Source organism: Isoptericola sp. NPDC060257, from assembly GCF_042726645.1.
Classification (GTDB): Bacteria; Actinomycetota; Actinomycetes; order Actinomycetales; family Cellulomonadaceae; genus Isoptericola; species Isoptericola nanjingensis.
This window is the reverse complement of record NZ_JBHXAW010000120.1, coordinates 1-11,863: the sequence shown is the minus strand read 5'-3', so window position 1 is coordinate 11,863 and position 11,863 is coordinate 1. Positions and strand designations below refer to the sequence as shown.

12 protein-coding genes and 2 pseudogenes are annotated in these 11,863 nt (G+C 74.9%); 1 reads left to right on the top strand and 13 read right to left on the bottom strand.

Annotated elements, in window-relative coordinates; translation table 11 throughout:
- The 13 genes and pseudogenes from ACFWEK_RS11625 to ACFWEK_RS11565 all read right to left on the bottom strand — a co-directional run.
- Positions 1-557, bottom strand: a 557-nt coding sequence (locus ACFWEK_RS11625) for a pseudouridine synthase (RefSeq protein WP_430554141.1), incomplete at its 3' end; no start/stop codon positions are given.
- Positions 554-1,222, bottom strand: a complete 669-nt coding sequence (locus ACFWEK_RS11620) for a signal peptidase II (protein ID WP_430554140.1) — start codon at positions 1,220-1,222, stop codon at positions 554-556. The genes ACFWEK_RS11620 and ACFWEK_RS11625, both read right to left, overlap by 4 nt.
- Before the next feature lie 51 nt (positions 1,223-1,273).
- Positions 1,274-1,735: a TraR/DksA family transcriptional regulator gene (locus ACFWEK_RS11615; RefSeq protein WP_430547379.1), complete on the bottom strand. Its 462-nt coding sequence runs from the start codon at positions 1,733-1,735 to the stop codon at positions 1,274-1,276.
- Positions 1,736-1,894: 159 nt separating this feature from the next.
- On the bottom strand, positions 1,895-2,527 hold the full coding sequence (locus tag ACFWEK_RS11610; RefSeq protein WP_430554139.1) for a DivIVA domain-containing protein: 633 nt from the start codon (positions 2,525-2,527) through the stop codon (positions 1,895-1,897).
- Positions 2,528-2,747: 220 nt separating this feature from the next.
- Positions 2,748-3,041: a YggT family protein gene (locus tag ACFWEK_RS11605; protein WP_430554138.1), complete on the bottom strand. Its 294-nt coding sequence runs from the start codon at positions 3,039-3,041 to the stop codon at positions 2,748-2,750.
- A gap of 101 nt (positions 3,042-3,142) precedes the next feature.
- Positions 3,143-3,613, bottom strand: coding sequence for a cell division protein SepF (locus ACFWEK_RS11600; protein WP_429762174.1), 471 nt, complete (start codon positions 3,611-3,613; stop codon positions 3,143-3,145).
- 148 nt (positions 3,614-3,761) lie between these two features.
- Positions 3,762-4,580 carry a peptidoglycan editing factor PgeF gene (gene pgeF / locus ACFWEK_RS11595; RefSeq protein WP_430547376.1) on the bottom strand — a complete coding sequence of 273 codons (819 nt, stop codon included), beginning with the start codon at positions 4,578-4,580 and terminating at the stop codon, positions 3,762-3,764.
- A gap of 7 nt (positions 4,581-4,587) precedes the next feature.
- Positions 4,588-5,940 carry a cell division protein FtsZ gene (gene ftsZ / locus ACFWEK_RS11590; RefSeq protein ID WP_430554137.1) on the bottom strand — a complete coding sequence of 451 codons (1,353 nt, stop codon included), beginning with the start codon at positions 5,938-5,940 and terminating at the stop codon, positions 4,588-4,590.
- 239 nt (positions 5,941-6,179) lie between these two features.
- Positions 6,180-6,905 carry a cell division protein FtsQ/DivIB gene (locus ACFWEK_RS11585; protein ID WP_430554136.1) on the bottom strand — a complete coding sequence of 242 codons (726 nt, stop codon included), beginning with the start codon at positions 6,903-6,905 and terminating at the stop codon, positions 6,180-6,182.
- Positions 6,906-7,207: 302 nt separating this feature from the next.
- Entirely contained in the window at positions 7,208-8,731 is a 1,524-nt protein-coding gene (gene murC / locus ACFWEK_RS11580; protein WP_430554135.1) for a UDP-N-acetylmuramate--L-alanine ligase, read from the bottom strand.
- Positions 8,728-9,909, bottom strand: a complete 1,182-nt coding sequence (murG, locus tag ACFWEK_RS11575) for an undecaprenyldiphospho-muramoylpentapeptide beta-N-acetylglucosaminyltransferase (protein ID WP_430554142.1) — start codon at positions 9,907-9,909, stop codon at positions 8,728-8,730. The genes murC and murG overlap by 4 nt, the downstream gene beginning before the upstream one ends.
- 4 nt (positions 9,910-9,913) lie before the next feature.
- Entirely contained in the window at positions 9,914-11,269 is a 1,356-nt protein-coding gene (gene ftsW, locus ACFWEK_RS11570; RefSeq protein WP_430554134.1) for a putative lipid II flippase FtsW, read from the bottom strand.
- A gap of 36 nt (positions 11,270-11,305) precedes the next feature.
- Positions 11,306-11,716 (bottom strand): annotated as a pseudogene (locus ACFWEK_RS11565) (glutamate ligase domain-containing protein); the annotation flags it as partial.
- On the opposite strand from ACFWEK_RS11565, the pseudogene ACFWEK_RS11560 reads away from it, so the two are divergent.
- Positions 11,693-11,863: pseudogene (locus ACFWEK_RS11560) on the top strand (RtcB family protein); the annotation flags it as partial. The pseudogenes ACFWEK_RS11565 and ACFWEK_RS11560 sit on opposite strands and share 24 nt — an antisense overlap.

Here is an 11,863-nt window from a genome sequence, read left to right as displayed (position 1 = left end):
GGCTCGGGGTGTCCCTGCGCCAGCGCGTGGTACACCTTCTCGACCGTGCGCTCCTTGAACGCCCGCTTGAGCCCGGTGTACGCCGCCTCGCTCTTCGCCACGGCCATGAGGCCCGACGTGCCGACGTCCAGCCGGTGCACGATGCCCTGCCGCTCCGCCGCGCCGGACGTCGCGATGCGGTAGCCGGCCGCGGCCAGCGCGCCGACCACGGTGGGGCCGGTCCAGCCCGGCGACGGGTGCGCCGCGACACCGACCGGCTTGTCGACGACCACGACGTCGTCGTCCTCGTAGGCGATCCCCATGCCGGGCACCGGCTCGGCGACGACCGGCGCCGCGGGCCGCGCGTCCGGCACCGTGACCTCGAGCCAGCCGCCGGCGACGACCCGGTCGGACTTCCCGACCTCGCGCCCGTCGAGGAGCACGGCGCCGGAGGCCGCCAGCTCCGCGGCCTGGGTGCGGGAGAAGCCGAGCATCCGCGCGAGCGCGGCGTCGACGCGCTCGCCCGCGAGGCCGTCGGGCACGGGCAGGGTGCGGGTGGAACCGGTCGGCACGGTCACCGCCCCTCTGTCGGCTCGGACGGCTCTGCCGGGGTGTCCTCGCTCTCGACGTGCCGGCGGCCGTCCAGGCCGATCCCCCGGAAGGACAGGACGACGATGAGCACCGCGGCGGCGACGATGGCGATGTCCGCGACGTTGCCGACGAAGACGCCGTAGTCGATGAAGTCGACCACGTGCCCGCGGGCGAAGCCCGGCTCGCGGAAGAAGCGGTCGCCGAGGTTGCCCAGCGCGCCGCCCAGCAGCAGCCCGAGCGCCACCGCCCAGCCGATCGAGCCGATCCGGCGGATGGCGCGGACGATGACGACCACGACGATCACCACCACGATCGTGAGGATCCACGTCATGCCCGTGGCGATGGAGAGCGCCGCGCCGGAATTGTAGATCAGCCGGAGCTGCAGCAGCTCGCCGATCAGCGGCTTCGGGTCGTCGCCCCACACCAGGGCGGACTCGGCCCACCACTTCGTCAGCTGGTCGACCAGCAGCACCAGCGCGGCGAGCACGAAGGTTCCCGTGATCAGCCGCCGGCGACGCTCCGCGGACACCGGCGCGCCGGTGTCCTGCGGCGCAGCGGCCCCGGCGGGCGCGTCCGACCCGGGCATCTCGGGGGCGCCGTCGCGCGGCACGGGCTCAGGGGCCGGGGCGGAGCCGGCGGGCGTGGTCGACATCGTCCGCAAGTGTAGGCGGACCGCGCCGGTCGTCGGGGCGGGACCGCCCGGTCAGCGTCGCTCCTCGCGCGCCTTCGCCTCGACCGACAGCGTCGCGCGCGGGAACGCCTGCAGGCGCGCCTTGCCGATCGGCAGCCCGGTGATCTCGCAGGTGGCGTAGGTGCCCTTGCGGATGCGGTCGACGGCGTGCGCGGTCTGGGCGAGCAGGTCGCGCATGTTGTTGACCAGCGTGAGCTCCTGCTCGCGCTCGAGCGCGCTCGAGCCGTAGTCCGCCTGGTCGTCGCCCGCGCCGTCGCCAGAGTTGCGCAGCAGGTCCGACAGCTCCTGGTCGGCGGCCGCGAGCTCGCGCTCGAGGCGCTCCTTCTCCTCGAGCAGGAAGGCCGCCAGCTCCTCCACCTCGGGCAGGGTCCAGGGGTCCTCGCCGTCACGGACCGGGAAGGACTTCACGTCGCGCGCGAGGTGCGGGAAGTTCTCCCGCAGTGCCGCGCGCGTGGTGGTCGAAAGCTTGGCCATCGGTGCCCTTTCGTTGGTGCGTCGACGACGAGTCACCGCAGCGTAAGTGCGCCGAGCGGCCCGCACAACAGCACGCGCGGTAGAGGCGTGCGTGTCGTGCGGGCCGCTCGGCGTGAGACGTGACGAAGGAGCGGGGTACGCGGGGTGACGGCCCCCCGCTCAGAGCTCCGAGCCGCGACCGGCGTTGGCGTTCTGCCGCTGCGGCGGCAGGGCCGAGCCGCGGGCGTCGAGGTCGCCCAGCAGGTTCTGCAGGAAGCTCTTGAGGCGCGTGCGGTAGTCGCGCTCGAAGAGGCGGAGCTCGTCGATCTTGCGCTCGAGGAGCGACCGCTCCTGCTCGAGCTGCGAGAGGGTGCGGTGGCTGGTCTCCTCGGCCTCGCGGACGATGCGCGAGCCCTCGGACTTGGCCTCCGTGATGAGACGGTCGCCCTCCTCCTGACCGGACCGCACGTAGTCGTCGTGCAGCTTCTGGGCCAGCTGGAGCATCCCGGTCGCGGACTCCGGCTCCGCGGGCTGCTGCTTCGCGGCGGCCGGGGCAGGCGCCGGCGCCGGGGCGGGCGCCGGGGTCGGCGTCGGCTGCGCCTGCTGCGCGGCGTCCGAGCGGCTCAGCTCGGCGACCCGGTGCTCGGCCGCGGTGAGCTTGGAGCGGAGGTCGTCGTTCTCCTCCTGGACCGCCGTGAGGGTCCGCACGACCTCGTCGAGGAAGTCGTCGACCTCTTCGACGTCGTAGCCCTCGCGGAACTTGGTCGCGGCGAACTTCTTGTTCAGGATGTCCTCTGCCGTCAGCAGCGCCATCGTCTCACCTCATCGTTCTTGCAGGGTCGGTGGGACCCGGTTCCCGGGCCGTCTGGATGACCACGGTAGCGGACGTGTCGGCGGGCGACCTGCCCGACGAGGCCGGGTCGTCGCGCCCACACGACGTCTTCACAGGTCAGCACCGGGGCGCCCCTCGACGCCCGGGGCGAACCCCGACCGAGGTCACAGCGCGAGCGCCGCCCAGGTCACCGCAGCGGGGTCACACCGCGGCCAGGAACGACGCCACCCGCATGAGGATGCCCGTGCCGATGAAGAGCACGAGGAAGGCGATGTCGAGACGGATCTGGCCGAGGGTCAGGGGCGGGATCAGCCTGCGCAGGAGGCGCAGCGGCGGGTCGGTGACCGTGTAGACCGCCTCCGCCAGCACCAGCAGCACGCCCTTCGGCCGCCAGTCGCGCGCGAAGAACTGCACCCAGTCGAAGACGAGCCGGACGATGAGGCACAGCAGGAACAGCCACAGGACCAGGTAGACCAGGTTGAAGACGAGACTCACGGGTCGAACCTACCCGAGCACGACGCAGGGCCGGGGCAGAACTGCCCCGGCCCGTGCCGGACGGTGCGATCGGCGTGCGATCGGCGCTCTCGGGCGCGCGGTCAGCTCTGGTTGTAGAACGCCCCGCGTCCGGGGGCCTTCTCCGCCGGCGGCTCCTCGCCCGCGATCTCCACGTGCTCCGGCGAGAGGAGGAAGACCTTGTTCGTCACGCGCTCGATCGACCCGCGCAGCCCGAAGATCAGGCCCGCCGAGAAGTCCACGAGGCGCTTCGCGTCGGCGTCGTCCATGTCGGAGAGGTTCATGATCACCGGCGTGCCGCCCCGGAAGGCCTCGCCGATGGTGCGGGCGTCGTTGTACGAGCGCGGGTGGATGGTCGTGATGCGTCGCAGGTCGGAGGCGATCACCGACTCGCTCCCTCCGCCTCGGTGCAGCGGGGTGACCTGCGCCTGGTAGTCGTCACGGTCGCGCACCGGTGCCTCCAGCTCCTCGTACTCGTCGAGGTACTCCTCCGACTCACCCTGGTCGTCGGCGAGCCCCAGGTACAGCATCGTCTTGCGAAGCGCTCCGCCCATCGCCTTGCTCCGTTCGTCGCCACGTCCCCGCCCTCCGTCCCGGACGGGTGCCACGACGTTAACCACGCCCGCGGCGGCATCGACGCACGACACGCCGGTGTGTCGTGCGTCGCGGGCGTGTCAGGCCGCTCTCGGCGACGACGACACCTCAGGTCAGGACGACGACCCCCGCCTGGCGCCCCGTCGTCGTGCCCTGGGCGGTGGCGCGACGGTGGGAGTAGAGGTCGGTGTCCGTGAGCGTGCACCGGTCCACCCGGGTGGCGGCCACGCCGTGCGACGCCAGCTGTGCGAGCACGCCGGCCGGGAGGTCGAGCGCCGGAGTACCGGCCGTGGTCGTCGCCCACGTCTCGGGGACGACGGCGGCGACCTCGTCGCGCATCGCGGCCGGCACCTCGTAGCAGTCGCCGCAGACGGCCGGACCGACGGAGGCCCGGAGATCCTCGGCCCGCGCCCCGCGCGCGAGCAGGTGCTCGACCACGCGGTGCACCACCCCCAGGGCGACCCCGCCCCGACCTGCGTGCGCGACCGCCACGACGCGGGCCACCGGGTCCGCGAGGACGACGGGCACGCAGTCCGCGACCAGGACGCCGAGCGCCAGGCCGGGCTCCGCGGTGACCATGGCGTCGGCCTCGCCCGCGGCGGACGGCGGCTCCGTCGACGACCACTCGGCGAGCTCGGCGGCCCCGAGTCCCAGGACCCGGTCCCCGTGCACCTGTGCCGAGAACGCCACCGGCGCGCCCACCCACGCCCCGAGGCGGGCACGGTTCTCCCGCACCCGCACGGGGTCGTCGCCGGTCGAGGTGCCCAGGTCGAGCGAGGACCACGGGGCGGGCGACACCCCGCCGTGACGCGTGGTGAAGCCCGCCACGACGCCCTCCCCGAGGTCCACCCGCAGCAGCCCCGCACCGAACTGGTCAGGCAACAGCGCCTCCTGGGCCCAGCCGACCGCGCCGTGAGTTCCGCTCACCCGGCGCTCACTTGAGGAAGTCGGGCACGTCGAGCTCCTCGGCCGGGCGGCGCGGCTCGTCGAACAGGCGCGGCACCTCGACCGGCCGCTCGACGGTGACGCCCTCGCCCTCGGCGTCCTCGACCACCGTGAACGGGCGGCGCTGCTCCGCGGGCCGCGCGCCCCCCGGCGGGGCCGGCGGCGCGTCGAGGCTCACGGGGACGTCGTCCGGCTCGGCCGGGATCGGCCGCGGCTGCGCGGCGGCGGCCGGCACCGACTGGGTGGCCGGCTGCGGCGGGCGGGGCGGTGCCGTCTGGACCCCGGGCTGGGGCACGGACGTCGCCGTCGTGCCGCCCTCGCCGACCGTGACCGTCGGCTTGGCCGGTGCGCCGGCGATCTGGCCGAGGCCGCGACCGTCCTTGCGGGCCTGCGGCACGCCGCCGTCGAACCCGGCGGCGATGACGGTGACGCGCACCTCGTCGCCCAGCGCGTCGTCGATGACCGTACCGAAGATGATGTTGGCCTCGGAGTGCGCCGCCTCCTGCACCAGGCGCGCGGCCTCGTGCACCTCGAAGAGGCCGATGTCGCTGCCGCCCTGGATCGACAGCAGGACGCCGTGGGCGCCGTCGATGGAGGCCTCGAGCAGGGGGGACGAGATCGCGAGCTCGGCGGCCTGCACCGCGCGGTCCTCGCCCCTCGCCGAGCCGATGCCCATCAGCGCCGAGCCCGCCCCCTGCATCACGGACTTCACGTCCGCGAAGTCGAGGTTGATGAGGCCCGGCGTCGTGATGAGGTCGGTGATGCCCTGGACACCGGAGTGCAGCACCTGGTCCGCGGAGTGGAACGCCGCGATCGCCGAGACGCTCTTGTCGGACATGGACAGGAGCCGGTCGTTGGGGATGACGATCAGGGTGTCGACCTCCTCGCGGAGGGTGTCGATCCCCTGCTCGGCCTGCACGGAGCGGCGGCGGCCCTCGAAGGTGAACGGGCGCGTCACGACGCCCACCGTCAGCGCACCGAGCGAGCGGGCGATCCGGGCCACCACGGGCGCGCCGCCCGTGCCGGTGCCGCCGCCCTCGCCCGCCGTCACGAAGACCATGTCGGCGCCCCGCAGGACGTCCTCGATCTCCTCGGCGTGGTCCTCGGCGGCCTTCTTGCCGACCTCGGGGTCGGCGCCGGCGCCCAGGCCACGGGTGAGCTCACGGCCGACGTCGAGCTTGACGTCGGCGTCCGACATCAGCAGCGCCTGCGCGTCGGTGTTGATGGCGATGAACTCGACACCCTTGAGCCCGACCTCGATCATGCGGTTCACGGCGTTCACGCCGCCACCGCCGATACCGACCACCTTGATCACTGCCAGGTAGTTCTGCGGAGTTGCCACGTCGTTGCCTCTCGGGTCGTTCCTTGTCCCGACGTCCGGTCCTCGTCCCCCGTCCGCCCCGCCGGCCGGCCCGCGGGCCTAACCTTAAGGTTCGAGTTGAGGGTTAGAGTTATGTCAGGTTGCTGCTGCGATCGACGGTAGGCGGCGCGGCGGGCGCAAGGCCGGACGTGCTCCGGCGTGTCGCGCGCGCCCGGTGCTTGCCTCACCCGCCCGCGCCTGCCGTGCCCTCGTCGCTCCCCTCATCGGGTCACCGGCAGCTCGGGCGACGAGACGTCGATGGTCCGCGCACCGTCGTCGAGCTTGCGCAGCGTGCGCACCGCCTCGACCTTGAGCGGGAGGTCGGAGCTGCCGCCCCACCGGACGGTCGTGCCGTCCTCCAGGACCGTCTCGACGGCGTCCTGCGTGTCGGCGCTGACGTGGTCCACCTGGCCGGCGAGCCGGGCGGGCAGCGCCGCCAGCACGTGGAGCGCCGCCTGCAGCGCCAGCGCGTCGTCCAGCGGCACGTCCACCTGCGGCAACCCCTTCGGCGCCGCGTCGCGCGTCGCCACGCGCACCCCGGACGAGTCGAGCAGGGCCAGCCGGTCGCCGTCGGGCACGGCCGCCACCGGGACGCGCGGCGTGAGCTCCACCGCGAGCCCGTGGGGCCAGGCCCGCGCGATCCGCACGTCCTTCACACCGCGCAGCCCGAGCACCTGCTCCCGCATCGCCACGGTGTCCAGGCGGGGCAGCGGGGTGCCGTCCGGCGTTTCGACGATCTCGCGCACCCTGGCCTCGTCGACGTACCGCCCCGCACCGGCGACGCTCACCTCCGCCTTCTCCAGGGCGAGCACCGGCGACCAGAGGGCCACCCACGCGAGGCCCGCGACGACCACCAGGGAGAGGACCCACGCGAGCACCCGCCGCCAGGCACGGTGCCGGCGCATCGCGGTGCGCTCGGCGAGCCGGTCCGCCATCGCCGTCGACACCCGCGGCGGGACCTCCTGCCCAGCCGGCACCACCGCCGTCGCCGTGGTGCGGGGACGGGACCGCGCGGCCTCGGCGGGCGCCGCCGTCGGGGCCGTCTTCGGAGCTGTCTTCGGAGCTGTCTTCGGGGCGGCCTTCGTGGTTCCCGTCGCTGGCCCCCTCGAGCCGCCCTTCGTCCCTCGCGTCCCCGTCGGCGCCCCGGCGCCCACCGACGGCGTGCCGGTCGGCGCGGTCGCCGCTGATCGTCCGGACGTCGCGCGGCCCGACGTCGTGCGGGTCGGGCGCGGGCGGGCTGGCGGTCGCATCACCCCATGGTCTCGTCGCGGGCGTCGCCGTCCGGCGACGCCACGCCGGAGGTACGCGCGGCGAGGTCCGCCAGGATCACGGGGCCCAGCTCGGTGACGTCTCCCGCGCCCACGGTGAGCACCAGGTCGCCGGGGCGCGCGAGCGCGGAGGCCACGTGCGCCGCCTCGAGCCGGTCCTCGACCGCGCGCACTCCCCCGCCGGACGACGTCCGCTCGAGCAGGTCGGTGATGGTGCGCGGGCCGACCGTCGGGTCGACGTCCTCGCGGGCCCGGTAGACGCCGGTGACGACGACCTCGTCCGCGAGCGCCAGCGCCGCGGCGAACCGGTCGGCGAAGATCCGCGTGCGCGAGTACAGGTGCGGCTGGAAGAGCACGACGATGCGGCCGTCACCGGCCACCGGTCGGGCCGCCCGCAGCAGCGCCTCCACCTCGGTGGGGTGGTGGTCGTAGCTGTCGAACACCCGCACGCCGTCGACCTCGCCCTTGGGCTCGAACCGCCGCCCCGTCCCGACGAAGGTCCCCGCGCCCCGGGCGGCGTCGCCCGGCTCCGCGCCGAGCAGCACCGCGGTCACGACGGCCGCCGTCGCGTTGAGCGCGTTGTGCGCGCCGGGCACCTCGAGGCGCAGCGCGTACGGCTCGTCGCCCAGCGGGCCGCCGGAGACGACGGCCTCGACGGTCCCCGCCCCGACGACGACGTCGCGCACCCGCACGTCGGCGCCCGCGGCCTCGCCGTACGTCACCACGGCCCTCCCCGCGGCCCGGTGCGCGTGCGCGAGGGCCGCCGAGCCGGCGTCGTCCGCGCACGCCACGAGCGTGCCGCCGTCGACGATCCGGCCGGCGAACTCCTCGAACGCCCGCTCGAAGGCCTCCTGCGAGCCGTAGTGGTCGAGGTGGTCCGGCTCGACGTTGGTCACGACGGCCACCGTGGGGGCGTAGTTGAGGAACGAGCCGTCCGACTCGTCGGCCTCGGCCACGAGCACGTCGGACGCACCGAGGTGACCGCCGGGCACCGCGCCCTCGTGGCCCTCGGCGTCCCGCACCCGCACCGTGCCCCCGATCGCGAACGACGCGTCGACGCCGCACGCGCGCAGCACGGTCGCGACCATCGCCGACGTCGTGGTCTTGCCGTGCGCGCCGGCCACGGCCACCGCCCGGCGTCCGAGCATCAGCGACGCGAGCGCCTGGGAGCGGTGCAGCACCCGGATCCCCGCGGCGCGGGCCGCGGCGAGCTCCGGGTTCGTCTCCCGCACCGCGGAGGACACGACGACCGTGTCGACCAGGGGCGTGCCGTCCGGCCCGACCACGTGCGCCGCGTCGTGCCCGACCCAGACCCGCACGCCGTCCGCGCGCAGCGCCTCGAGGGCGGGGCCGGCCGCCGCGTCGGAGCCCTGGACGTCGGCCCCGCGGGCCGCCAGCAGCCGCGCTACGACGGACACGCCCGCGCCGCCGACGCCGACCAGGTGCACGCGGCCGAGCTCCTCGACGGGGAGCGCCGGGGGCCGCGTCGACGGTGCGGCGCTCATGCCTGCCGCCCGGAGCCCGCGCCCGCGTCCGCCTGCGCGACCGCCTCGGCGACGAGGTCGGCGACGCGCGCGGCGCCGTCGCGCACCCCGGTCGCCCGGGCCGCGGACGCCATCGCGTCGAGCCGCGACCGGTCGCCCAGCAGCGCCGGCACGTGCTCCGCCACCCAGGCGGGCGTGAGGTCGGCATCGTCGACGAGGAGGCCGCCGCCCGCCTCCACGAGCGGCGCGGCGTTGAGGCGCTGCTCGCCGTTGCCGATGGGCAGCGGCACGTAGACGGCGGGCACGCCGAGCGCGGCGAGCTCGCACACCGTGCCGGCGCCCGCGCGGGCGACGACCAGGTCCGCGACGGCGAGCGCGAGCTGCATCTCGGACAGGTACTCGCGCACCTGGTAGCGCGCGGCCTCGAACCCTCCCGCGGCGGTGGCGGCGTCGACGGCGGCACGCACGGGCCCGTCCTTGCCCTTGCCCGTCAGGTGCAGCACCTGGACGCCGGCGCGCAGCAGCGCCTCCACCGACCCGGCCAGCGCCGCGTTCACCGACGCCGCGCCCGAGGAGCCTCCCGTGACCACGAGCGTCGGGAGGCCGGCGTCGAGGCCCAGCGCGTCGGCGGCCTGCACACGCGCGGCCAGGGCGTCGGCCTCGCGCGCCGAGACCAGGTCCGCGATCTCGGCCCGCAGCGGGAGACCGACGACCTGGGCGCCCGGCAGCGGGGTGCCCGGGAAGGTCGCGCCGACGCGAGCCGCCCAGCGGGCGCCGAGCTTGTTGGCCAGGCCGGCACGGGCGTTCTGCTCGTGGATCACCACGGGGACGCCCTTGCGCCGCGCGGCGAGGTACGCGGGGGTGGAGACGTACCCCCCGAAGCCGACGACCGCCTGAGCGCCGATCTCGTCGATCGCGGCCTCCGCCGCCTTCACGGCCGCGCTGAGGCGGCCGGGCAGCTTCAGCAGGTCGACGCTCGGGCGCCGCGGCAGCGGCACGCGCGGGATCGGCCACAGCCGGTACCCGCGCTCCGGGACGAGGTCGGCCTCCAGCCCCGACGTGGTGCCGAGGGCGAGGATCCTGGCCTCCGGCTCCCGCGCGCGGAGCTCGTCCGCGACGGCGAGGAGGGGGTTGACGTGGCCGGCGGTGCCGCCCCCGGCGAGGACGACGGACGTGACTGCAGAGCTCTTCACAGGCAGGACCCTATCGGCCGCCGTCGCCTCCGCGGCGCCGCGCGCCCCCACCGGTGGCGCCGGACCGGCCCCGCCGCGACAGGACCGCGACCGACCGCTTGACGACGCTCCGCCGGGCGGCGAGCGCCTCGGCGGCGCCCGGCTCGCTGCGCGCGAAGCTGATCACCACGCCGAGCGCCACCATCGTCGTGACCAGGGCGGACCCGCCGGCCGACACCAGCGGCAGCGGGACGCCGATCACGGGCAGGACGCCGATCACCACGCCGATGTTCACGAAGGCCTGACCCACCACCCAGCAGCCGATCGCGGCCGTGGTGATCTTCACGAACGGGTCCGGGTGCCGGCGCACCACCCGCGCCATCGCGATCCCGAGGACCACGAACAGCGCGAGCACGAGCAGCGTGCCGAGCAGGCCGAGCTCCTCGCCGATCACGGAGTAGATGAAGTCGTTGTGCGCCTCCGGGAGGTACTTCCACTTCTCGCGGCTGGCGCCGAGGCCCACGCCGAACAGCCCGCCGGTGCCCAGCCCGTACATCCCGTGGATGGACTGGTAGCACTGCCCCTGCGTGTCGGTGCACGTGCCGTACGCGGCGAGGATCCGGGTGAGGCGGTCGGAGCTGCCCTGGTTGAGGATGAACGCCCAGCCGACCACCAGCGCCGCGCCGGCGCCACCGACGATCAGCAGGGACGCCGGGGCGCCCGAGACCCAGTAGGCGCCCAGGCCGAGCACCGCGAGGATGAGGGCCGTGCCGAGGTCGTGCCCCGCCATGACGAGCCCGAGGACCGCGCCGAGCCCCAGCACCCCCGGCACCAGCGCCTGGCCCCAGCTGCCCAGCAGGTGCTGCTTGCGGCCCAGCACCGAGCCCAGCCACACGGCGAGCCCCAGCTTGGCGAGCTCCGAGGGCTGGAACTGCAGAGGACCGACGACGAGCCAGTTCCGGTTGCCGTTGACGAGCTTGCCGGCGAAGAGCACCGCGACGAGCATCGCCAGCGTGACCAGCATCGCCGGCCACGCCAGGCGCTTGTACCAGCGCACCGGCAGCCGGGCGGCGATCAGCATGAGCGGCAGGCCGATGAGGGCGAAGCGTGCCTGCACCATGAACGCGGCGAACGGCGAGTCCCCCGCGGCGATGGACGTCACCGTCGAGCTGGAGAGCACCATGACGAGCCCGATGACCAGCAGCAGCCCGGTGGCCCCGACGAGCAGGTAATAGCTCGTGACGGTGCTGTTCCACTGACCGAGCCACGGGCGCTCGGTCCGCTTCGGGGAGGTGCGCGGCGCTGGCCTGTCCCTCGGGGTCCGGCCCGTCGACGGACGGCCGGCCGAGCCTCGCGGGGCGCGTCGGGTGCCCGTGGTGACCGCCATCCGACACCTCTCGCTCGTCGTCGCGGCGTCGTGCCGCTACAGCTCCGCCACGGCCGTGGCGAACGCCTCCCCCCGCTGGGCGTAGGAGGCGAACTGGTCCATGGACGCACCGGCGGGCGCCAGCAGGACGGTGTCCCCGGCGAGAGCCAGGTCACGTGCCGCCGCGACCGCGCGTCGCATCACGGACCCAGTGTCGCCGGGATCGACCACGACGACGGGGATCTCGGGCGCGTGTCGGGCCAGCGCCCCGCGGATCGGCTCCGGGTCGACGCCGATGAGCACGGCCGCGCGGAGGCGGTCGGCGCGGTCGGCGACGAGGGCGTCGAACGACGCCCCCTTCGCGAGGCCGCCAGCCACCCACACCACGGTGCGGGGCGCGTAGGACGCGAGCGAGGCCGCCGCGGCGTGTGCGTTGGTCGCCTTCGAGTCTGGCTGATGCTGCACTCCGGGTCCCGGAACATCGGCAAGGAACTCGCCGACTTCCACATCGGACAGGCCCAGAAGCTTCCGCACAACCAGGGCCTCGTCGACCGTGACCTGGCGGTCTTCATCGCCGACACCCCGCAGATGGCGGCGTACCGCAACGACCTGTTC